20 protein-coding genes are annotated in these 21,928 nt (G+C 68.2%); 15 read left to right on the top strand and 5 right to left on the bottom strand.

All coding sequences use genetic code 11. From position 1 onward, the window contains the following. Window positions 1-1,431, bottom strand: a complete 1,431-nt coding sequence (locus tag AB0B20_RS06375) for a helix-turn-helix transcriptional regulator (RefSeq protein ID WP_357468615.1) — start codon at window positions 1,429-1,431, stop codon at window positions 1-3. 418 nt (window positions 1,432-1,849) lie between these two features. On the opposite strand from AB0B20_RS06375, the gene AB0B20_RS06380 reads away from it, so the two are divergent. The 13 genes from AB0B20_RS06380 (at window position 1,850) to AB0B20_RS06440 (ending at window position 14,360) form a co-directional block, all read left to right on the top strand. Continuing rightward, a complete protein-coding gene (locus AB0B20_RS06380) occupies window positions 1,850-3,256 on the top strand; it encodes an APC family permease (RefSeq protein WP_357468618.1) in 1,407 nt (468 codons plus the stop codon). Beyond that, on the top strand, window positions 3,253-4,266 hold the full coding sequence (locus AB0B20_RS06385) for an acetamidase/formamidase family protein (protein WP_357468621.1): 1,014 nt from the start codon (window positions 3,253-3,255) through the stop codon (window positions 4,264-4,266). Before AB0B20_RS06380 ends, AB0B20_RS06385 begins: the two co-directional genes overlap by 4 nt. A gap of 9 nt (window positions 4,267-4,275) precedes the next feature. After that, complete coding sequence (locus AB0B20_RS06390) at window positions 4,276-4,956, top strand: GPP34 family phosphoprotein (protein ID WP_357468624.1); 681 nt, start codon at window positions 4,276-4,278, stop codon at window positions 4,954-4,956. Window positions 4,957-4,980: 24 nt separating this feature from the next. Continuing rightward, entirely contained in the window at window positions 4,981-5,634 is a 654-nt protein-coding gene (locus tag AB0B20_RS06395) for a GNAT family N-acetyltransferase (RefSeq protein ID WP_047893057.1), read from the top strand. A 24-nt stretch (window positions 5,635-5,658) separates the two neighbouring features. Next, the gene (locus tag AB0B20_RS06400; protein ID WP_357468628.1) at window positions 5,659-6,714 is read left to right on the top strand and encodes a tetratricopeptide repeat protein; all 1,056 of its coding nucleotides are present in this window, start codon (window positions 5,659-5,661) and stop codon (window positions 6,712-6,714) included. A 67-nt stretch (window positions 6,715-6,781) separates the two neighbouring features. Then, window positions 6,782-7,750 carry a hypothetical protein gene (locus tag AB0B20_RS06405; protein WP_357468631.1) on the top strand — a complete coding sequence of 323 codons (969 nt, stop codon included), beginning with the start codon at window positions 6,782-6,784 and terminating at the stop codon, window positions 7,748-7,750. Between the two features lie 49 nt (window positions 7,751-7,799). Continuing rightward, window positions 7,800-8,369, top strand: a complete 570-nt coding sequence (locus tag AB0B20_RS06410) for a DUF4254 domain-containing protein (RefSeq protein WP_357468634.1) — start codon at window positions 7,800-7,802, stop codon at window positions 8,367-8,369. After that, on the top strand, window positions 8,366-10,273 hold the full coding sequence (locus AB0B20_RS06415; protein WP_357468637.1) for a hypothetical protein: 1,908 nt from the start codon (window positions 8,366-8,368) through the stop codon (window positions 10,271-10,273). Before AB0B20_RS06410 ends, AB0B20_RS06415 begins: the two co-directional genes overlap by 4 nt. Next, window positions 10,270-10,824 (top strand): phosphoribosyltransferase, encoded by a 555-nt coding sequence (locus AB0B20_RS06420; RefSeq protein ID WP_357468640.1) that lies wholly within the window; start codon window positions 10,270-10,272, stop codon window positions 10,822-10,824. Before AB0B20_RS06415 ends, AB0B20_RS06420 begins: the two co-directional genes overlap by 4 nt. Continuing rightward, on the top strand, window positions 10,821-11,903 hold the full coding sequence (locus tag AB0B20_RS06425; protein WP_357468643.1) for a glycosyltransferase family 9 protein: 1,083 nt from the start codon (window positions 10,821-10,823) through the stop codon (window positions 11,901-11,903). The genes AB0B20_RS06420 and AB0B20_RS06425 overlap by 4 nt, the downstream gene beginning before the upstream one ends. Continuing rightward, on the top strand, window positions 11,900-13,033 hold the full coding sequence (locus tag AB0B20_RS06430) for a hypothetical protein (RefSeq protein ID WP_357468645.1): 1,134 nt from the start codon (window positions 11,900-11,902) through the stop codon (window positions 13,031-13,033). The genes AB0B20_RS06425 and AB0B20_RS06430 overlap by 4 nt, the downstream gene beginning before the upstream one ends. Beyond that, the gene (locus tag AB0B20_RS06435; protein WP_357468648.1) at window positions 13,030-13,776 is read left to right on the top strand and encodes an SDR family oxidoreductase; all 747 of its coding nucleotides are present in this window, start codon (window positions 13,030-13,032) and stop codon (window positions 13,774-13,776) included. Before AB0B20_RS06430 ends, AB0B20_RS06435 begins: the two co-directional genes overlap by 4 nt. Further along, the gene (locus AB0B20_RS06440) at window positions 13,773-14,360 is read left to right on the top strand and encodes a histidine phosphatase family protein (RefSeq protein WP_357468651.1); all 588 of its coding nucleotides are present in this window, start codon (window positions 13,773-13,775) and stop codon (window positions 14,358-14,360) included. The genes AB0B20_RS06435 and AB0B20_RS06440 overlap by 4 nt, the downstream gene beginning before the upstream one ends. On the opposite strand, the gene AB0B20_RS06445 is transcribed toward AB0B20_RS06440, so the two are convergent. Further along, a complete protein-coding gene (locus tag AB0B20_RS06445; RefSeq protein WP_357468690.1) occupies window positions 14,343-14,789 on the bottom strand; it encodes an NUDIX domain-containing protein in 447 nt (148 codons plus the stop codon). The two genes, AB0B20_RS06440 and AB0B20_RS06445, sit on opposite strands and share 18 nt — an antisense overlap. A 307-nt stretch (window positions 14,790-15,096) precedes the next feature. On the opposite strand from AB0B20_RS06445, the gene AB0B20_RS06450 reads away from it, so the two are divergent. After that, a protein-coding gene (locus tag AB0B20_RS06450) for an IS3 family transposase (protein WP_357468654.1) occupies window positions 15,097-16,337 on the top strand; the annotation gives its coding sequence in 2 pieces (ribosomal slippage) (window positions 15,097-15,373 and window positions 15,373-16,337; 1,242 coding nt in all). Between the two features lie 136 nt (window positions 16,338-16,473). Here AB0B20_RS06450 and AB0B20_RS06455 read toward each other — a convergent pair. Beyond that, window positions 16,474-17,862: a transposase gene (locus AB0B20_RS06455; protein WP_357468657.1), complete on the bottom strand. Its 1,389-nt coding sequence runs from the start codon at window positions 17,860-17,862 to the stop codon at window positions 16,474-16,476. 327 nt (window positions 17,863-18,189) lie between these two features. Continuing rightward, window positions 18,190-19,830 (bottom strand): hypothetical protein, encoded by a 1,641-nt coding sequence (locus AB0B20_RS06460; protein WP_357468660.1) that lies wholly within the window; start codon window positions 19,828-19,830, stop codon window positions 18,190-18,192. An 822-nt stretch (window positions 19,831-20,652) separates the two neighbouring features. On the opposite strand from AB0B20_RS06460, the gene AB0B20_RS06465 reads away from it, so the two are divergent. Next, complete coding sequence (locus tag AB0B20_RS06465; protein ID WP_357468663.1) at window positions 20,653-21,132, top strand: hypothetical protein; 480 nt, start codon at window positions 20,653-20,655, stop codon at window positions 21,130-21,132. Window positions 21,133-21,250: 118 nt separating this feature from the next. On the opposite strand, the gene AB0B20_RS06470 is transcribed toward AB0B20_RS06465, so the two are convergent. Further along, a complete protein-coding gene (locus AB0B20_RS06470) occupies window positions 21,251-21,883 on the bottom strand; it encodes a hypothetical protein (protein WP_357468666.1) in 633 nt (210 codons plus the stop codon). Window positions 21,884-21,928 lie beyond the last annotated feature (45 nt).

Consider the following 21,928-nt stretch of genomic DNA (forward strand, 5'->3'; position numbering starts at 1 on the left):
TCAGGGAAGTTGCCGGGCGGCGCCGGTGGCGCAGAACTCGGTGATGGCTGCTTGGACGTTGCGGGCCTCGATGCTCGCGCGCAGTGACGGGTTGCCGGCGATGTTGCGCCCGACGCCGCGCAGGCGGTGCACTAGCGGGTCGAGCCGCTGTTCGGGTGGTAGAGCGAGCACTGGTGACAGGACCGAGACCGCGCCGTCGAGGCTGCCGGCTTTGAGATGTGCCGCAGCCGCCCAGATGCGAATCTGGGCGAGTGTGCCGTAGGCGACCGAAGGATCTGCGGCGGCTTCCGTAAGTGCGTGCTCGGCGTGCTGGATGGCGTTGGCGGCCTCGCCGATGCGGAGCAGCACCGACCCAGCGTAGTTGTGTTGGCGCACCGTGCCGCAGGCCAGAAGGCCCCCCACGGGGTCGCGGCTGGCACGTTGGCGGGCCTCTTCGGCCCGTTGCAGTGCTGCCCGTGCCGGCTCGACGGCGCCGATCTCGGCCCACGCGTCCGCTTCCTGGCACGCCAGCATGACCGCCGCGCTGCCCTCGGCGGCATGGCCGTAGCCGCGCACGGCGGTGTTGGCCGCGTCTTCGAACCGCCGCTCCCACAGGTGGGTCTTGCTGATCGTCGAGAGAACCCAGGCGCGGAGGGTGTTGTCGCGTACGGTCTCGGCGCACATCCAGGCGGTGCGCGCCTGGGACTCAGCCGCGGCCGGGTGGCCGAGATCGCCGGCCATCCAGGCGAGCAGTGTGCAGAGGTAGCCCGCCCAGGTGTAGAGCTCCCGAGACTGATCAGGGTTCTGACGCCCGGTCTGCAGAAGGCGGAAGACACGGTCGGCCAGGAGCCCGGCCCGCGCGTAGACGACGACGGGCGGCTCGGTCAGGTAGTCGACGGCGATCCTGCGGGTGGAGGCAGCGACATCGTCAAGGGTGAAGGGCCCGACGTTGGAGGCTTGCGCCCATGTGCCGAAGCTCGCCGTACGTTCTGCCACCGCTATCACCAGTTCCGTCTCGTCCTGCAGAGCGCCGAGGTCCCACCGCAGAGGCTCAGCCATCGCGCCAGGCGGTGCTGAGGATGCGACCGATGGCGCAGGCATCGGGGCAGCGTTTCTGCCGCTCAGCGCCCCTCGGTCTGCTTCCGGCATAGCGGTCAGGTCGTCGAGGTCGACCAGACTGCTCGGTTCGGTGCCGAAGACCTGCGCCAGTGCGTTCAAGGCGGCCAAGGTGGGCCGACGACCACCGAAGGGCCACCGCTCGTAGTCGCTGATCCGCGCCCCGGTGAACGTCGCCGAACCGTTTCCCTTGGCGTTCAGCCTCTCGGCTACCGCGTCCTGGGTCCAACCATGGGCCTGGCGGAAGGCATCCCGGGGGCGTAGCCCGAAGCGGCGCTGCAACTCGGCGGCGATGGCGGCCGGGGTCACTCCGAAACCGGCCAGGGTCTGGCGCACGTGATCACGCTGCGCCTTAGTGCCCGTCGTCCTCGCCATCGCGGTCACCCCCTACGTGCGGCCTCCTGTCGCACGGTATCGCCCCTCTCATCGGAATCGGTACGGCGCGCGACGAGGGCAGCGGCCCCAGGGTGGGTAGCTCGCCGGTAATTGATCAAAGTATCCGCAGGTCTTGGGCGTGCGCGGGTGGGGAAAAATCTCACCACCACTGGGGATCCACTCACGTAGATGCGCTTGGCAAGCTTGCTGAGCCGGATCACCGTCGGTCCGGATGTAGCCACCACCAGTGACGAGTGGAGTGGCTGCCATAGCAACGTCAACCGCAGATACCCGTTTGCCGTCGGGTCGTTGACGACGACCACCAGGCAGGCCCCTCTCCGCGCCCTGCTCGCGCTTCTCATCCTCGTGAGGATTACCGATGACAACCTCGAACGACCTGGCCCGCTACGGCTATCGGCAGGAACTCAGCCGCCAGCTGCGGTTTCGGGACCTGTTGGCGTACGGCCTGGTGTACATGGTGCCGATCGCGCCCATGGCGATCTTCGGCAGCGTCTACGCGGGCTCCGGTGGCATGGTGGCCCTCGCCTACGCCGTCGGTGTGGTGGCGTTGGTGTTCACCGCATTCTCGTACGCGCAGATGGTGAAGGCGTTCCCGATGTCGGGCAGCGTCTACAACTACGCCGGTCGGGGCATCAGCCCGCCGGTCGGTTTCCTCGCCGGCTGGGTGATCCTCCTCGATTACGTTCTCGTGCCCGGCCTGCTGTACCTGGTGGCGTCGGTGGCGATGCACTCCACGGTGCCGGCGGTGCCGGTGTGGCTGTGGCTGCTCGGGTTCGTCGCGGTCAACACCGTCGTCAATTCTGTCGGCATCCGCATGACGGCGGTGGTCACTCGGGTGATGCTCATCGGCGAGCTGATCGTCCTGGCGTTGTTCCTGGTTGTCGCCGGTTGGGCCCTCGCGACGGGTATGGGCCGCTTCAGCTGGGACGCGTTCTACAACGCTGACACCTTCACCTGGTCCCTCGTGGCGGGGGCGGTGTCAATCGCGGTGCTGTCGTTCCTGGGCTTTGACGGCATCTCCATGTTGGCGGAGGAGACCCGTGACGGCGCCCGGCAGATCGGCCGGGCGATGGCGGCCGTGCTCGTCCTGGCGGGGGTGCTGTTCATCGCGCAGACGTGGCTGGCGGCGATGCTCGTGCCCAATCCCGGCGGGTTGCTGACCGAGGGCGATGTGAACGGCACCGCCTTCTACGACGCCGCCGCGGTGGCCGGCGGGAGTTGGCTGGCGACGGTGTGCGCGGTGGCGACCGCGATCGCTTGGGGTTTGCCGAACTCGATGGTCGCGCAGGTCGCCACGTCCCGGCTGCTGTACGCGATGGCCCGTGATCGGCAGCTCCCCGCGTTCCTGGCCAAGGTGTCGGTGCGCCGCAGCGTGCCGATCAACGCGACCCTGCTCACCGGCGTTGTGTCCCTCGCCCTGGGCTTGTACATGGCGACGCGGGCGGACGGGATCACGCTGTTGTCGTCGCTGATCAACTTCGGGGCGATGGTGGCGTTCCTGGTCCTGCACGTCTCCGTGGCCGTGCACCACCTGATCCGCCGTCGCAGCGGCAACTGGTTCGCGCACCTGCTCATGCCCGGAATCGGGTTCGTGATCCTCGCCTACGTGGTGGTGAACGCCAACATCGCCGCCCAGCGCCTCGGCCTGGCCTGGCTGGCCCTCGGCATGGTCGTACTGGCCGGTCTCTACCTGACCGGCCGCCGGCCGGTGCTGTCCGGCCTGGCCCCCACCCAGGCCGCTGGGCGTGACATGGAGCGGGTGTGATCGCGATGAGCCACTTCACCTACCGTCCCGCCCGCGACGAGTTGGCCTACACCTTCGGCGGCCGTCTCCCGGTGGCCCACCTCCGCTCCGGCGACGTCATCACCGTGCACACCGAGGACTGCTTCGGCGGCCTCGTGCGAGGACCGGCGGACCTGCCCTCGCAGGTGTGCCAGATGCCGTACCTGAACCCGGTGTCGGGGCCGTTCTTCGTCGAGGACGCCGAGCCGGGCGACACCCTCGCCGTGCACCTCCTGTCGATCGAACCGGCCCACGACTGGGGCGTGTCGGCGACGTTCCCATACTTCGGTGCACTCACGTCGACATCGCACACGGCCACGTTGCAGCCGCCGCTGGAAGAGCGGGTGTGGGTGTACGGCATCGACCGGCACGCGGGCGTCGTCCGGTACCGGGCAACCGCCAGCGACCACATGGTCGAGCTGCCGCTGGATCCGATGATCGGCACCATCGGCGTCGCCCCAGGTGGCATGGAGTCCCGGTCCACGATCGTCCCGGACTACTACGGCGGGAACCTCGACACCCCGGAACTACGCGCCGGGGCCACCCTGTATCTCGGGGTGAACGTGCACGGGGCGCTGCTCGCCCTCGGCGACGGACACGCCCGCCAAGGCCACGGTGAAGCCTGCGGCGTCGGCGTGGAGATCGCCACCGTCACCACCCTCGCCATCGAGGTCGTCAAGGGCGCCGCCACCGCTTGGCCGCGCCTGGAAACCGACACGACGATCATGTCGGTCGGCTGCGCCCGCCCCTTGGAGGACGCCTACCGCATGGCCCACCAGGATCTCACCGCCTGGACCGTCGACCTGTGCGGCCTACAAGTGCTCGACGCCTATCAGCTCATCTCCCAGGCTGGGCGAGCGCCCATCGGCAACGTCTGCGACCCCAACTACACGGTCCTGGCCGCCATCGACAAAGCCCTGCTCCCGCCGCCGCAGCCCGCCTACCGCGACGCGCACGCCCGGCTGCGGGCCCTTGCCGCAGTTCAGGAATAGAGGTCTGGGATGACCGCGTCGATACCCCAGCTCCCGCTGCGCGACGAGCTGTTCCTGCTCGGGCACCACGACGACACCGGCCAGCCGCACCTGCATCGTCGAGCCTTGGCCCTCGGCATGGCCGGCGCAGTGCTGATCGAACTGTTCCTCGCCGGACGGCTCACCCTCGACTCCTACGACGACCACCCGGCTGCGGACCGGTGGCTACGCCTGAACTCCGACCAGCCGGTCGGTGACCTGATCGCCGACACCGCCCTCGCCGCGATCCACCACGCCCGCGCCACCCCGACCGTGAAGGCGTTCCTGCGTAGCTTCGCCGACGACCTGTACGAGCGCACCCGCGCCGGACTCGTCGCCGCCGGCATCCTGCGCCACACCGCCCGCCGCCGCCTCGGCGGCCTGGTCCGCGCCGACGCCTACCTCGCCACCGACACCAAATGGGCCGTCATCGCCCGCGCCCGCCTGCGCTACCTCGCCGCCGGCCGCGAACAACCGGACAACCACACCGCCGCCCTCGCCGGACTCGTCGCCGTCCTCGGCCTCGCCGACCACCTCTACCTCGACGACGACACCGCCACCCTCACCGCCCATCTGAAGACCATCGCCGCCCAGCACCACCGCCCCGTCCGGGAAATCACCGCCGCCGTCGACGCCGCGATCGGTGACCTCGCCACCGCCACCTACCGATAATCCGCCGCGAGGGACGACAACACCGTGGACTCCAGCATTCGTATCCGCGCAGCCCGCTGGACAGACAGACAGACCGTCGCCGCGTTGATCACCGACACGCTGCACCCCAGCCCGCTCGCCGGCTGGCTCGTACCGGACGCGGCGCAGCGCCGCCGGGTGCTGACCGACGTCGTGGCGGTGTGGGTGGAACACGCGATGGTCTTCGGCGACGTACACCTCACTGACGACCTCACCGCCGCCATCGTCGGCTTTCACCGCTACCGACCGATCCCACCACCGGCCAACTACCCGACCCGCCTCGTGGAGGCCGCCGGAGCACACGCTGAGCGCTTCACCGCCCTTGAGGGCCTGATCGCACAGCAGCAGCCCACCGAACCGCACTACCACCTGGCGCTGCTCGCCGTATCCCCAACGCGGCAGAAGACCGGCTGCGGCAGCGCCCTGCTCAGCCATCACCGCGCCCGCCTCGACCGCATCGACCTGCCCTCCTGGACCACCGTCCCCGCCGAAGCGGAACGCCTGCTCACCCGCTACGGGTACACGCTTCGCCCGCCCCTCACCGTGCCGAACGGGCCGAGCCTGCACCCCATGCGCCGCAACCCACACCACGCCAGCAGAACCATGCCGACCAACTCCGCGCGCCCGATCGGTGACCGCTGGCATGACCAGCACGCCTAACCCGTCCACCGCATAGGACAGATCATGGCCTTCCCCAGCAGATACCCGCCCGACCTCGTTGACGCTGTCGTCCAGCGCGTCGCCGACGCCCGCATCGTCAAGGCCTACGGCGCCGTCACCACCGTCGCCCGCCAGATGGACCTCGATCCCCGCATCGTGCAGAAATGGGTCACCAAAGCCACGGCTCCGCAGGCGCAGCAGGCGGACCGAGGGGCGCACGGCACCGGACCGCGGCACGAATACCTGGTCCCCGGACTCCTGCGCTGCAAGTTCTGCCATCAAGCGGCGGCTCTGGCTGAGACGGCCGCCGCCGCACCGGCGTACCTCTGCGGAAACGACTGCTGGCCCAGGCCACTCGACGCCGTCGTCATCGCCGATCATGTCGGTCGAGCGATCCTGCGACACGCGCCACGGATCGTCCCTTCCCCCGCAGGGACACCGGCACGCCCACACCTGGCCGCCATGCACGCTCACCGCATTCTGACCCGTGTCACCGTCGGCGCCGCCGCTCACGATATGACTTTGACCTGGCGCGCGGCACCGTTGGCCAGCCCAAACCGCTGGGAGACCGAACGCGCGAAGCGTGTCGCCGCTGCCCGCGACCTCGCCGCCCGCGATCCCCTACGTGCCCGGCAACACCTGCACGGCAGCCTCACTGGCATCGACCCCGCGACCGCCGCACCCCACGCGGTGCACGCCGAAGCCGGCACTCTTCTGGCCGCACTGCACCTGCGGCTCGGTGAGCTCGATACCGCCATTCGCTGGGCCGGGTACGCCCACCACAGCGCCCACCACCTTTACGGCCCTACGCACCGGCGCAGTCTGCACGCCCTGCACCTGTTCGCCGCCGCTCACCGCAGTGCCGGTCACCATCAACGCGCATACCACCTCTATCGGCAGCTCGGCGAGCACCTCGCGAGCAGCGACGGCCCACGCGGCCACCGCACCCTCGCCGTTCACGCCACAACAGCCCTCGTCCTGCACGACCTCGGCCACTGCCAAGCCGCCCAGGACCTCCTCGCCGACACCATCGCCACGCAGCGCCGCGAGCACCCCGGAAACCCCGCCACCCCCGCATGACCCGCCACCTCGCCCGCATCCGACAGGACTGCGCCACCAAGAGTCACCACCACGAGGACGGTGAGCGTTGAGCACCGCCCTCGCCACCGTGCTCACCAACGCCAGCACTGCCGTCGCCGCCGACTGCTCAGTGCCAGGAAGGAACCCCGACGCCGTGATGCCCACCCCGACTGCTCCCGCCCGCCGCCTGGCCGTCAGCCTGCTCGGCAGCGTCCTCCTCAGCGGCTGCCACACCACCACCCCGGCCCACCAGACGCCCGCCTCGCCGGCGCCCGCAATCACCGAAAGCCGGGTCGTCGCCTCGCAGCCGGCTGCCACCGGGCCGGGCCTCACCCCGCCACAGCGGTTGAACGCCCTCGCCGACACCATCACCGCCACGCCCGGCGACGCCACCACCGCTATTCCTTATACCTACCTGCGCACCCAGTCCTGGACCCGCGCAACCAACGCCATCACCCGCGCCGAGCTGCGCCAATGGCGCCGCGACAGCAACGGCTCGGGCCAGGAGAAGATTCGACGCCTCCCCGACCTGCCGGGACTGAACCACCAACCCGAACGCCACGAGCCGGCCCTGCTCGCGCAGGCGCCTGAGACAACGACCGAACACCTGTCAGGCGGCCTGCATCCGTACCTGCCCGAGCCGTTGCCTGATGATGCGCCCGCCCTCGCCGACATGCTCGCCCCCGTGGAACTGGCCGACGAACCCGCCTACCCGCGGCTACTCGCCAACGGCGTCGTCACACTCGCGAGCACCCAGTACCTCAACCAAGCTCAACGGGCCACAAGCCTGCGCGTCCTTGCGGCCATCCCCGGCATCACCTACCGCGGACAGAGCGCCGACATTGTCGGCCGCACCGGCCTGACCTTCACGATCGCCGCTGACGGATCCATTTCCCAGTTGCTGGTCAATCCGGGCAGTGGCGAGATCCTCGCTGCGCACGAGCGGCTGAGCGGGCGCCGGACGGGCCTGTTCTCCGCTGTCCTCATCCTCGAACGCGGCCACACCACCGACACCGGCACCACCCTCCGGCCCTGACAGGCCGTGCACCGGCCGCCGCCCTACCTAGGACCAAGGAGGCCCACCCATGCCCCTCCGTTCCGTCGGTGACCCACCACTCGCCCTCGACCCGCAGCGTTATCCACCGCTGCCCAGCTCAGAGTTGGTCACCAGTACGTTCGGCGGCCGTCCGCGGGTTCTGCCAGAGGTTTGGGCGGTGCCCCTTCATACGGCGTCCCGGCTCGCCTCGCACCACCGCGAACAATGGGCGGCGGAGACCATCTCCCGTGACCCGTCCGCTGACGACCATGTGGTGGCTGCTGCCAAGAGATCGATCGATCGTCTCAACGCCACTCGCGTCGCTCTCATCGGGGAGATCGACTCTTGGGTTGAGCATGTGATCCGGCCTCCGGGCGGGGCGCCGTTGCACACCGAGACGATCGGCTCCGTGATTGACCGCCTGGCCATCGCGTGGGTTCGGTGGAGGCGATTCTTGGAGACCGCCCAACTGGACCTGAGCGAAGTCGATCCCTCGGTGGCGCTTCAGCAGTTCACCGAACTCACCGAAGCCTTCGACACCCTTGTGCTCGACATTCATGAAGGTCGCCGCCGCATTCCTTACTGGCGCACGCTCAAGAGCTATCGGGAGCCGCGATGAGGGCCGCCATTACCCTCAACGGCGCCGACAACGTCGGCAAGACCACGAACGCCCGCTGGCTGGCGTCGGCGATGCCGGATGTCGAGTTCACCGGGACAGTCGATCGGTGGGACCGGCGATGGGCCGAGGTGTCGCGACGAGACTTCAGTCAGTGGTGGTTCGTCGACAGCACCACCGATGAACACATCGACCTCGTTTTCCGCTCCCACGCCGCGCGGTGTGCCGGCGGCGGCTCCTTGGCTTTGGAGGACCGCGGTTGGCCGATGCTTGTGGCGACCTGCGCGGCGACAGCAGCGGTCAAGGACGGCACATCCACCGCCGAGGCGCTCGCCCACGTTGAAGCGAGAGCACGCCGCTATGCCCCCGCGCCGCGCCGTGAGCTGCACCTACTGCTGCGCCATAGCGACCAGCCGGTAGCGGAGGCGCACCACGCCGTGGCACGTGAGCCGGTGCCGACCACCGAGCGCTACGTCGAGTACCAGCGACGACTGGCCGAGGCGATCGATCTTCAAGTCGATGGCGGGGAGTACCGGGCCATCGTGGTGCGCGGGGACCGCCCACTCCTTGATGTGCAGCGTGAAATCCGTGAGGTCCTGACGCGGCTCGACGTGCCGGTCGTTCCGCTGCCGCCGGACCAGGTCCAGCACCTGTGGGTGCTTGCTGGTATGTCGGAGAGCGGCAAGAGCACGGTCGGCGAGTTGCTTCGTACGGAGCACACCGCTACCCGGCTGAAGATCGGCTACCTCATGCAGCTTGCCGCCGATCGGCTCGGGGTGGCCGATCCGTATCGCGAATGGGACGAGGAGACCCAGGCGCAGGTGCTCACGGAGGAGGTCCTTCGGTTCGCCGTGCTGAACCCGGGCTCGCACCGGATCAGCCTGGAGAGCGCGCACCGCTTCGACGCCACAGCGCATCTCCGCAGGATCTGGGGTGAGCGCTGCGAGATTGTGTTTCTCCGCCTTTCGGACAGGCTTCGCGCGCGGCGCGCCACCGAGGCCACGGAGTCACTCTCCGCCCGCGACGCGATCAAGCGAAGCCGGGGCGCAGACCGCATCGCGTCAATCGCCGACACCGTCATCGACAACGGCCACAGCCTCGCCGCCCTGGAGAGGGCGGTCACGGAAGTGGTTCACCGCAGGTCCGGAGCAAGGATTCCACCGCACGTGGACACGGCCATCCCAGAGGCTCTGCAACCGGTACTCGCCGACTGCGTCGCCAGATTGACCGATTCTGAGACCGCGCTCGTCGCCGCCACGGGGAGCCTCGCCCATCAGGGCTGGCAATCGGGATGGAGTGACATCGACCTCCTTGTCGTACGCGACACGCTGCCGCTGCGCTGGCTTCAGACCAGGCGTGTACCTCAGAGCGGACCGGCGGGGGAGAAGATCGCACTGTCGTCGTTCACCACCCGGGAGATGCTCGCCGGGTTGGTCCCGCCCCGGGTACTGCACGCGGTGCGGCAGATAGCCCGCGATGGCTGCGGCCTGCTCTACCGCCGAAGCGACCTCGTCCTCAACGTCTTCGACGCACCAGCCGACGACCGCGCCTCACGCGGCGAGCTGCCGCTCGTGGCGATGGTGTTGCGGCGACTCGCCGCGAACCCTGAGCCCGATGTCCGCGCTGTCTACAAGCACGTGGTGCTGATCATGAAGATCGTCCTGCGCGCCGACGGGGTGGACCTCGACGCCAGCGAGGAGGTTCGTCTCGCCTTCACCGCCAGCCATCCGGACGCCGACGTCGACCTCCCGGCGGTGGCCGAGGTCAGTGGCGACCGGTGGCGGCAGGACGAAATTCTCTCCCATCGGGTCTGCGGAGCCGCCGCCAAAATCCTCGCCTACCACGACGTGCTCGGCTGCTCGGTCGCGTCCAACACGCTCCAGACGGAAGGATCAGATCTTCGATGACCACCGCCTTTGACGAGGTTCTGCACGCCGATCGGGTGACCCGGCTCGGGGTGGGAGACACCGCTCGTCCGATTCGCGTCGTCCATAGCCTTGATGGCATTCGCACCGACGTGGGCGCGGAACAGGTCCTGGCGACGGGACGCAGCTTGTGGAAGCGGTGGTGCGAGCACTCGGCGTATCGGCCGCACGATGTTCTCCTGGGCCTGGACGCCGGCGGCATCGTGCCGACGATCGCGGTGGCCTGGGCCAGTGGTAGCCAGTATCGGCTCGCCTGGAAGGTCAACCTCGACCTACCCGGGAAGCTCGTGTTCCACGAGCCGCATGCCCGGCGTCTCGAGGTCTTCGCCTACGGCGACTTCGAAGGACTGCGCGTCCTCATCGTGGACGACGAGATCACCACCGGACTGACTCTGGCCAATCTCGTCGAGGCGCTTCGCGCGGCCGGCGCCGACATCACCGGCGCGCTCTGCCTCGTCGAAGACACCGCTGGCGAGGGCCGACAGCTACTCGAACGCAATGGGGTCCCGCTGTGCGTACTGACCACGCTGTGACCCTCGTCGAGGACCCGGTGTGCCACCGCGGCGGACGGTACCTCGTCCGACGTGGACAGGCGCCGCTCGGCCGGCTCCTGCCGTATCGCCGGGCCAACGGAGAGACCCCACCCCGGCGGGCACGCCTCGACGCGGTGCGTGAGACCGGGTGGCGCGTCGACTTCGGCTCTCGCGGACTCGGCGACCTGCTGCTCGGCCTCGCCATGGCACAGGCACTTCACGACGCCACACACGCTCAGTTCGAAACCCTGGAGTACGCCGGCAGCCGGGCGGACCTGATCGCCCGGTGCACCCTTCCAGTCACGGTCACGGTCACGGGCGGCGACGGGCACCAGCTGGGCACGCTCGGCAGCGAAGACGCCTTGGAATTTGACGCGGTACCGGAAGCCCCGCCGACGCTTCTCGACCTCATCGACGCCGACATCGTCGAGGTTCATGCTGCGCTGCCGATGCGCTACTACCTCGACGTCGAGCAAGCCCTCGGCGTCAGGCTTCCCGCATCCGCTGACCCGTCCCCCAGGTTCCGGTCGTCGGTCGTAGCGCCGAAGCCACTCCACGTGATTTTCGTGGCCACGACGAGTCGCCCCGACCGCAAGGACTACGGCATCGACAACTTCGGCGCACTCGCCGAACACCTGTCGGCCCGCCACTCGGGTGCCTGGCGCTTCAGCCTGGTGACACCACCGGGCCACCAGCCTCCGGCATCCGTAGGGCGGATTGAGGTACTTCACGGACCAACGGCGGTCGAGTGCGTTGACCTGTTCGCCGACGCCGAGCTGGTCATCGGCAACGACACCGGCCTGACCCATCTCGCCGCGCTCACCATCCGAGCGGACGGCACCCAGCCGCATGTGGTCGGCCTCTACGGACGGCACGGCTACGCCAAGTGGATCACCGGATCAGCCGGCCACCACGCGGTGGCCACCCCGTTCTCGCACTTGATGTCGGTCGCCGACGCGTGTCCCGTGCGGGACCGCTACGACGACACGGTCTGGTCCACCGCGAGCGACCTTCGCGCCATCCCCGCCAAGGTCATAGCCGACTTCGCGGGGCAGTGCGCGGGCTGGTGGCCTCGATGATCCGCGTCGGCCGCTACCGCCGATTCACCATGAACCGCACCTTCCACCTCGACATCGGCGCACACCGCCTCTTCGCCAAGGTGAATCCGAACCCCGTGGAGGCTGCGGCCGAAGTCGCCGGGCACCACCGAATCCGCCACCACTACCGGCTACCGAAGCTGCATTCCCACCACCGCGTCGGGCACTGGACCCTCACCCTCTACGACCGCCACCGACCCGATCTTCCGGACACCGGCCTGCTCCTAGACGCTCTCACGTCCACCGGCCCCGGCAGCGCGGCCAAGCTCGATCGCGGGCTCGAGGCGATCCTCCAGCACTACCGCCGAACCATCGACGCGACCATCTGCCGCGTCCCCGCCTCACGCGCCAACAGCAAGCTCTACCGCGACCGGGCCCAGCCTGGCGGCAGGCTGGACCACTACTACGGCCACAACCCGATCGTGCTCAAACTTGCCGCCGCCGACGGTCTCCGGCCCTCTGAGCTGCGGGAGACCACCCTCATAGTCAACGGAAAGCCCCGACGGCTCGACCTTCCTGCCCTCGTCAGCGAGCTACGCGACGCCTTCCACCCGGACGAGCAGGTCTGGGCCGCGATGACCCAGGGCGACCCCACCGACTTCAACATCGGCCTCGACACCGACAACCAGCCCGTCTGGTTCGACTACGACACCGCAGGCCTCAACGCCCTCCCCGGCGAGATCGCCTGCTTCCTCTGGTACCAGAGACTGCACGGCGCCTGGCTCGTCCCTCACTACAACACCGACGCCTACGCCGATCACAGGAAGGCACTCGCCGAAGCTGTCGAACCCACCGTACGGCTCAAGAGACTTTCCCACCGAGCCGTCGGCATCGACTACCAGCACCAACCATCGCCGGCCCGGCAGCAAGCCATCACCCGATACCTCACGACGCTCGCCCGGCCGCTCGCACTCTCCGCCGCCACGGATCTACTCACCTGGATACGCCCGTACCTCGCCATGCGGATCCTCGCGGTATATCCACTACAGCTCCTGGAACCCCGCGACGCCGCTCTGTCGCTGGGCCTACTCGCCGACCTCTACGCACCCGACGCCCACCTGGAGCAGATCCTCGGACTCACCACTCAGACGCCAGCGGAGCCGCCCTCATGAGCCGCCCCATCGCCGTCATCACCGGAGCAGGCACAGGCATCGGAGCGGCCATCGCCGCCCGGCTCTCAGCCGCCTTCGACCTCGTCCTGACCCACCGATACGACGACACCAGCCTCGACGCGGTCGTCGAGGCCGCCCGCCGCCATGGCGCACAGACCCACACCGTCACCGGCGACCTGACCGCCGCTGGCACCCAGACCGCACTCCGCGCCACCATCGAGCAACACGCCACCCACCTCGCAGTCCTGGTCAGCAATGCCGGCGCGTACCCCCGCATCCCCTGGAGCCAGACGGACCTCAACGTCCTTCGCGACCAGCTCGAACTCAACCTCGTCACGCACGCCGCCGCGATCCGCGCCGCCACACCAGCCTTCATCAGCAACAACTACGGCCGCATCGTCGCTGTCTCCTCAGTCATGACCCAGCTTGGACGCGTCGACCTCGCCGGCTACATCGCCGCGAAAAGCGGCCTGGAAGGACTCGTCCGCGCGCTCGCCCGTGAACTTGGCCCCCACAACATCACCGTCAACGCGGTGCGGCCCGGCTCGATCGAGGTCCCCGCAGAGCACAGCGTCGTACCCGATCACCAAGCCATGGTCCGACGCCAGCTCGACCGACAGTGCATCAAACGACGGGGTCAGCCCTCGGACGTCGCCGCCGCCATCGCCTTCCTCGCCACCCCGGAAGCGGGATTCATCACCGGCCAAGCGATCAACGTCGACGGCGGCTGGCACCTGTCATGACGACCCTCTGGATCCGCCACGGAACCAGCCTCGACGGGATCACCCGCCCGCACGCCCATGCCCGCCCCGACACGCCCCTCACCGCGCGCGGCGCGGCACAGATCGCCGCCACCGCCCACGCACTTCATGACTGCGGTGTCTGGCCTGCAATCGTGTTGACCAGCCCGCATCCGCGCGCCGCCACAAGCGCGGAGATCCTGGCTGCGCTGCTCGGCGTGCCGCTCGCCGCTCCCAGCCCGCTGTACGCCGAGTGGCGCGCCCCCGACTGCGTCCTCGGCAAAGGACCTGACGAGTACCCATCTGAGTACCAGACCTGGCGCACGGACCGACTCCGCGACCCGGACTCGGCCCTGGCCGGGGGCGAAAGCCTCTCAGCGCTTCACGAACGGGCGATGGCCGCCGCGACGGTCCCCGAAAACCCAGGCGAAGAAAACACCGCCCTGATCGTCTCGCATCGAGTGCTCATCGGCGCCGTCGCAGCGATCACCGCCGGAGCGAGCAGCCCCCAGGACGTGTTCCAAGCCGCGCGCCGCTTCACGCTCGCACCGGCAGGGATCTGGCCCGCCTTAGCTGAACTCCGATAGCAAGGCATCGGCGTTCGCGAGGATGAACTCCTTCAGGGCCTCAGGCTTCAGGTCCACCTCATGAAGGCGGTCGACGGCCACCCGATCCAGGTCATAGCCACCACGGCCCGGATCAGTGAACTCCGCACCCGTACGGGCGCTCTCGTCTACCCGGGTGAGCCGGCAGGAGACGAAGTGTTGTACAGACACTCCCTCGCCCGACGGCGAGCTGAACAAGAACACCTGGCTAAGCCGCTCTGCTTCTGCCCCCAACTCCTCCCGCAGCTCACGTCGCAGGGCTGCATCGAGGGATGCGTCAGTCGGTTCAAGGCCGCCACCGGGCGCAGTCCAGTAAGGGGCTTGGCCAGGCTTCGTCCTCTTGATCAACACCAGCTGACCGCGTTCGTCCCACAGGATCGCCCGTACCGACCGACGTACGACCTCACGCACGTAGACCTCCATCGACATCACGCCTGGCACAGACAGTAGAAGTTACACCCCGGTTGCCCTACTACCCTTGAGCGTGGGGTATGGCGGCTGGGCCTGCTGCTTTAGCCTGCTGATCTATCGAGCCGCCCCGCCAGCGTCGCCTGAGCTCAGCCAGCTTGAGCTACTCGAGAGAACCAAGCGGAGGACGCCCCCAGCATGCTGGGGGCGTCCTCCGCGCCGCTCCGCAAAGCAATCAGAGACAGCCAGCGGTGCTGCCCTGAACCGCCCCGGTGCTGGTGGAGACCTCTTTGCTTGAGAGGATCTGACCATGCCGAAGCAGTACCCGAGGGATCTACGTGATCGTGCGGTGCGCCTGGTTCGTGAGCATCGTGCCGATTACGGGACAGAGTGGGAGGCGATCGGGTCGATCGCGGCGAAGCTCGGGATCGGGTCGGCCGAGACGCTGCGTAAGTGGGTCCGCCAAGCCGAGGTCGACCAGGGCACCCGCCCGGGCGTGACGAGCGAGGAGTCAACCGAGTTGCGCCGGTTGAAGCGGGAGAACGCCGAACTACGCCGGGCAAATGAGATCTTGAAAGCCGCGTCGGCTTTCTTCGCGGCCGAGCTCGACCGGCCACACACACGCTCGTGAGGTTCATCGACGAGCATAAGGCCCGCTTCGGCGGAGTCGAGCCGATCTGCCGTGCCCTCACCGGACACGGCGTGCAGATCGCGGCCTCCACCTACTACAAGGCCAAGGCGGTGCCGCCCTCGGCGCGGGCCGTGGCCGACGCGCAACTGACCGAGCAGATCCGCCGGGTCCACGCGGACAACTACGGCGTCTACGGCGCCCGCAAAGTGTGGCAGCAGCTGCGCCGCGACGGCGTCGAGGTGGCCCGGTGCACGGTCGAGCGGCTGATGCGTGACGCCGGCCTACGCGGGATCGTGCGGGGCAAGAAGATCCGCACCACCGTGGCCGACTCTGGCCACGACCGCGCCGCTGATCTGGTCGCCCGGGACTTTACCGCCGCAGCCCCGAACCGCTGCTGGGTCGCCGACTTCACCCACGTGGCCACCTTCGCCGGCGTCGTCTACGTCGCATTCGTCGTCGACGTCTACTCCCGGGCGATCGTGGGCTGGTCCGCCGCCACCAACAAGCGCACACCCCTCGTCCTCGACGCCCTCGACATGGGCCTGTGGCGCCGCGACCGCGACGGCCGGACCGTGCAACGCGGCCTGATCCACCACAGCGACGCCGGATCCCAATACACGTCGTTCCGGTTCACCACCCACCTCGTCGCCACCGGCATCGACGCCTCCATCGGCACCGTCGGCGATGCCCTGGACAACGCGCTCATGGAATCCACGATCGGCCTCTACAAGACCGAACTGATCAAACCCAGGCGGCCGTGGCGCAGCCTCGCCCACGTCGAGCTGGCCACCGCCGAATGGGTCGACTGGTACAACCACCACCGCCTGCACTCAGCCATCGGACACCGGCCACCCGCCGAACACGAATCGATGTCCTACGCTCAACACCAGCCCGACCAGCCGCAGCTGGTCACAGTCTGAGGAATCCACCAGACTCGGGGCGGTTCAGCCCTAATAGTAGTGCTTTGTTAGGTTGGGACGAGTTGGCGGCAGAGGGGGCAGAACCCGAGCCAGGTCGCGAGTAGGTACTGCAGTTCGCGGAGGATGGCGTACAGGCTCAGGTCTGCCCCACTGCTTTTGGGCGTGACAGCCGTAGTTGGGTGAGGAACAGTTGGGCGGCCGCGGTGAGGGTGACGTGGCGGTGCCAGCCGACCCAGGAGCGGCCTTCGAAGTGGTCCAGCCCCAGGGCGGTCTTGAGTTCGCGGTAGTCGTGCTCGACGCGCCAGCGGCTCTTGGCCAGGCGGACCAGCTCGGTTAGGGGTGTGTCGGTGGGCAGGTCGGACAGCCAGTAGTCGCTGGGTTCGTCCTGGCCGGGAGGCCATTGCACGAGCAGCCAGCATTCGGGCAGGACACCGTCATCGCCGCACTGGGGTCCGCGTCGGATCACTCGGCCGGCGGGGCGCACCCGCAGGGCGAAGAAGTGCCCGGACAGTTCACCGACGGGCCGGTCCGGGGCGCGGTCGGGTGTGGGTAGCCGGGCACGCCAGCGCACCAACGTCGTGGCGTCGGCGCCGTGGGCGAGGGCGAGGTCTTTCAGGCTGCGGGCCGGCTGGGGGTAGCGCGGTGTGGGGTGCTTGCCGACTCCGGCGTAGGGCACCTGCACGGGTTGGGCGTCGCCGGGTTGCGCGGTGGTGGACGACGTGGTCGCCACGATGTAGGCGATGCCGCGTTCGGTCAGGCCTTGGCGGAACTCGGCGACCTGGCCGTAGCCGGCGTCGGCGGTCGACAGCGGCGGACGCAGCCCCCATACGGCCAGTTCGTCGAGCACTTCCAGGGCCATCATCCATTTCGGCCGGTACCGCTCGGTGTCGGGGACCTTCGGTGCCGCCCGCCGCCGGCGGATCTGCTCGATCTGCTCGGCGGGCGGCACCTGCACACGCACATGTGGCTTCTTCGCCCCGGCCTGATCCAGGGTGACCGGCTGCTGGCGCAGCCTATGGGCATGCGGGTTCGCGGGATTGCCGTCCGGGCCGGGCACGCAGCTCTCGTCCCAGGACTCCGGCACGAACAGCCGCCAGTTCAGCACCGCCGACGCCGTGTCGGTCGCCGCATGGACGCTGACGGCGATCTGGCAGTTGGCGACCTTGCCGAGGGTGCCGGAGTACTGCCGGGCCACGCACGCCGAGGCTTTGCCGTCCTTGGGAAATCCGGTGTCGTCGACCACCCACACCTGGGGTGTCACCACGTCGACCGCCGCGGTGGCCAGCCGCCGCCGCACGCCAGTGACGTCCCAGGTGGACGAGGTCAGGAACTGCTGCAACTGCTGGTGATCGACCCCGAGCCGCTCGGCCATCGGCTGCATCGACTTACGCCGGCCCTCCAGCATCAGCCCACGCAGATACCGCAGACCGGTCGCCCGCTGATCCGAGCGCCGCAACCCCGCGAAGATCCCGGCCGCGAAGTCCTCCAACTGCGCCCGCAACCGAACGAGTTCCTGCTCATCCACGCACCGCAGCCAAACACCGCCCCCACGCCCGTTCAAGCGACACGCCACAACGACCTAACAAAGCACTACTAAGCTGCCTGAAATTAGGAAAAGACTATCGCAGTGATATTCATCAATTGACTGCTTCCACGGCAGGCCCACTTGACCTGCGGAACAACAGCCCGGCGCTCGCCTCTAACGCCTACTCGACCAAGCTTTCACACAACAGCACTGCCTTTGCCGGACCTCGCGAGGTGGTAGGGCCTGTCTCACAGTGCGCCACCAGCCATCCGGATAAGCGGAGCGCTCCGGCACCGTGAGGTGTCCGGAGCGCTTCGCTGTGGGTGGTCAGACCTCGACGCCCACCTTCCGCCGTAGCCGGCTCGCCCCGATGAGGAGGACGCCCGCGGCCAGCAGGCCGCCTCCGACGGAGAGAGTTCCGACGGAGCTGGCTCCAGTCACCGGTAGCTCGGGCTTGCCGCCGTGGCCGGTCCAGTCGCCCTTGTCGTCCCAGCCGCCCTTGCGGTGGTCGAACTTGCCGTCGCGGATACAGACGGTGACGGTGGCCGGGTCGGACACCACGGGCTTGCCGTAGTACGTGCCCTTCGCGGTCGCGGTGTTGACGACCTTGCCCTTCTTCGCGTCGGACCAGGTCACCACGTGCGGGTTCACGGCGTGGCAGTCGGTGCTGGTGCCCGGTGCCAGCGTGGTGCTGTTGCAGACCACCGGCCCGGCGGTCGGGTCATCCACCGTGATATTGGTGATGGTCACGGTGCCGGTGTTGGTTACCCGGTAGGTGTAATGGATCTTGTCGCCCTTGGCAGCGAAGCCGTCGTTCTCACACTCGTACTTGCAGTCCGACTCGACCCGGGCCTTCTTGTCGATCGACAGGCTGGCCTGTACGACCTGGGTGGTGACGGTGAAGGTGGCCTTGTTGGATGGCACGGTCTGCTCGCCGAATGTCCCGGACGCTTGCGCGGTGTTGACGATCTTGCCGTTCTTCACGTCCTGGTCGGTCACGGTGTAGGTGCCGGTGCAGGTCGTGCTCTGCCCCGGGTTGAGGGAGGTGGCCAGGCAGGTGATCCCGGTGACCTTGTCGTCTGTGACGGTGATGCCCGTGATCGGCGCGGTCGTACCGGTGGACTCGTTCTTTACCGTGTACGTGTAGGTGACCTTGTCACCGGCTTGCAGACCACTGGTCGGCGAACCCGTCTTGGTCAACGTCAACTTCGGCGCCGGAACCACGGTGGTGACGGTGAAGGTGGCCTTGTTGGATGGCACGGTCTGCTCGCCGAATGTCCCGGACGCTTGCGCGGTGTTGACGATCTTGCCGTTCTTCACGTCCTGGTCGGTCACGGTGTAGGTGCCGGTGCAGGTCGTGCTCTGCCCCGGGTTGAGGGAGGTGGCCAGGCAGGTGATCCCGGTGACCTTGTCGTCTGTGACGGTGATGCCCGTGATCGGCGCGGTCGTACCGGTGGACTCGTTCTTTACCGTGTACGTGTAGGTGACCTTGTCACCGGCTTGCAGACCACTGGTCGGCGAACCCGTCTTGGTCAACGTCAACTTCGGGTTCACCTCCGGGTTCGAGGCGGCACAGGTGTGGGTGAGGACGAAGAAGTTGGCGGTGCCGGAGATCACCGCGGTCGCACCGAGGAGGGTCCAGCCGGCGGGTAGCCGGATCCATGCCTTGCTGGTGCCGAGGTTGTTGACGATGGCACTGTTCGGGTCGGTGGGGATGGTCCGGGTGACGTTGCCGCTGGGGGTGCTGAACGTCGCCGTGATCGACTGGAAGGTTCCACTGGTCTGCGGGTTGCCAGGGAGGTTGAACACCCAGACGTCTTCGTTCGCGTACGGACCGCCGCCGAGGTTCGGGTCGCAATTCTGGGTGAAGTTCGCTGCCGTGGTCGGCACGTTGCCCGGGTTGATGGCGATGGTGGAATCGGCGACAGCCGGCGAGGCGGCGACCAATAGTACGGCGCTGACCAGCATCGCGAAGGCGGCTAGCCGCGCGCCGATGCCCAGCCGCCTGCGTGGCGCAGAGGTCTTGCTCATGTAGTTCCCCCGTGTCGTGGATGGTTGACACGAAGGAAAACGCCCGGTGAGGAGCCGAGTTGCGCATACCGCCTCCAATCACCCGATTGGCGCAATCCCGTCCATAGCCTTAGGCGTCGCCCGTCCCGTCCGCCGGGTCTGACCATCGAGTTCCGACGCCAAGAGACGATCACGGGCAAGGCCCCCACCGACCCCGCTGATGAGTCGTCAGGCGACCGGGGGATGTGCCCAAAAACTCCAAAAGGGGAATTTCTGTGCTCTATCATCTCAGTCTAGCGCTAAGTGCCGATCGTGATAGCCCAGGTATCAACGTGCAACGAACGCCCTCACCCACGTCTGCAGGTTCAGCGGCCTCCCACCGCTGCACCCCACACCCCCACCAGCTCGGGGACTCCGACGATCACACCGATCGGTCGGCCGACGACCTCAGCCCCGGAACTGCCCATCACTGGCCCCCTCGGCATGGCCGCCGCCGGCATCCGGATGACCCTCGCCGGCACCGTTCTCATGCTGGCACTGGACCGACGCCGCGACTTGCGCGGCTGACACGTCGCCGCCTAACAGGCGACGAACCGGGTGACTAATGCGGTCACCCACCCGGGGCCGGCGGGGAGACCATCATCCTCCTACGGTGGTCGCCCGCCGGCCCGCCACCCTCGCACGGTGGCCCGTGTCGGACCACTGCCGGCACCAACTGTCACACCACAGGGCACCGCCGCCCCCGCCGCACCCGAGCACCTTGATGGAAGGAGCACACCGTTGTGGCGTCACATGACTCTTCCTGAACAGGACCTGTGGTACGCCGTCATGGCCGGCGTCCGTGCGTTCGACGCCCATGACCAGCGCGCTTTCGATGCCGCCACGAGGCGACTCCTACATCACCCCCGCGCCTGGCGTCACGCCGTGCTCGAGCACACCGCCGTGCTGTTGATCGACGAGATCGGCCTACCAGCGCAGCACGTGACGCGGCTGGTGCGCCACCTCCTCACCAACATGCCCGCCTGGCAGGTAAGTGTGGACCTCGGCCTGCTGACCCGCCTTGCCGCCGCGAACCCCGGCTCTGCGGAGTCCGGCGGACCGACGGGCACCACACACCGGCTGTTGCTCGTAGCGTGCCTGACGCACCTGGCCGACACCGCCGCCGCCGCGTTCGTCGATACCGCCCTCACCCTCACCCGGCCGAGTCCGCCCGCCGACGTACCCACCCTGGTACTGCCCCGCGCCCGGACGAGCCGGTGAACCGGTTCTTTACCCGCATGGTGAGCGCTGGGCGTCCTCACGGGACGCCAGGGCCTGAGGGCGCCGACGCGCAGTGCGACCTGCTGCTGACTCGGTACACCGGGATAGCCAGCCGAAGCTACGGTACCGCGACGGCCTGCCACGAGGGGTGACCGTCCCAGCGAACCCACAGCTCGTTGGGCTTTGGCGCCCCGAACATCGGAATGAGGGCGACTTCCACCGAGGCGTTGGGATCGACTTCATCGGCCTGGGTCGCGCCTCTCAGCATGCATTGGATGCGCGACTGGTCAATCTCTACGTTGCGTGCGGCTGTGGTGCCAATGTTGCGCAGGACGTATGTGTTTTTTGACCGCTGGTCGATCCACCAGGCGACGTAGGGAAGCTCTTGCGTCAGGGCCTCCTGCAGCGAGTCTTGAAGGCCTGGGGTGCCGGCCGTAAGTGCCTGTTGCTCCGCCAACTCCAAGGCTCTCTTCGCGATCGTGACCTGTTCTTCTGCAGCAGCCGCCTGCCGCACCCCGGTCTGAGCGGAGGTCTGTGAAGCCTGGGCCGCCGTTCGGGATGACCGCGCGGAGTGGACGGCGGCAACGGTACCCAGAATCGAGATGCCGAAGGCGGCCCACGCAGGCGCAACTCCCCAGTCGACGCCTGTGCGGGAGGCTGCGATGACTGCTATAGAGATCAAGATCAGCGCGGAACTCACGACCATCCAGGTCATCAGCCGAGGTGCGATCCAGTCGAGGAGTCTGACCACGTCGGCATCATGCCAGGCTGCGGGGGGACGTTGATGCCTGCAATG

The organism is Micromonospora sp. NPDC049151 (assembly GCF_040648395.1).
Lineage (GTDB): Bacteria > Actinomycetota > Actinomycetes > Mycobacteriales > Micromonosporaceae > Micromonospora.

Excerpts from the sequence above, each read along its gene's own strand:
- AB0B20_RS06380 (WP_357468618.1), top strand. The coding sequence starts at position 1,850 with ATGACAACCTCGAACGACCTGGCCCGCTACGGCTATCGGCAGGAACTC.
- AB0B20_RS06390 (WP_357468624.1), top strand. The coding sequence starts at position 4,276 with ATGACCGCGTCGATACCCCAGCTCCCGCTGCGCGACGAGCTGTTCCTG.
- AB0B20_RS06400 (WP_357468628.1), top strand. The coding sequence starts at position 5,659 with ATGGCCTTCCCCAGCAGATACCCGCCCGACCTCGTTGACGCTGTCGTC.
- AB0B20_RS06410 (WP_357468634.1), top strand. The coding sequence starts at position 7,800 with ATGCCCCTCCGTTCCGTCGGTGACCCACCACTCGCCCTCGACCCGCAG.
- AB0B20_RS06415 (WP_357468637.1), top strand. The coding sequence starts at position 8,366 with ATGAGGGCCGCCATTACCCTCAACGGCGCCGACAACGTCGGCAAGACC.
- AB0B20_RS06420 (WP_357468640.1), top strand. The coding sequence starts at position 10,270 with ATGACCACCGCCTTTGACGAGGTTCTGCACGCCGATCGGGTGACCCGG.
- AB0B20_RS06430 (WP_357468645.1), top strand. The coding sequence starts at position 11,900 with ATGATCCGCGTCGGCCGCTACCGCCGATTCACCATGAACCGCACCTTC.
- AB0B20_RS06435 (WP_357468648.1), top strand. The coding sequence starts at position 13,030 with ATGAGCCGCCCCATCGCCGTCATCACCGGAGCAGGCACAGGCATCGGA.
- AB0B20_RS06440 (WP_357468651.1), top strand. The coding sequence starts at position 13,773 with ATGACGACCCTCTGGATCCGCCACGGAACCAGCCTCGACGGGATCACC.
- AB0B20_RS06460 (WP_357468660.1), bottom strand. The coding sequence starts at position 19,830 with ATGCTGGTCAGCGCCGTACTATTGGTCGCCGCCTCGCCGGCTGTCGCC.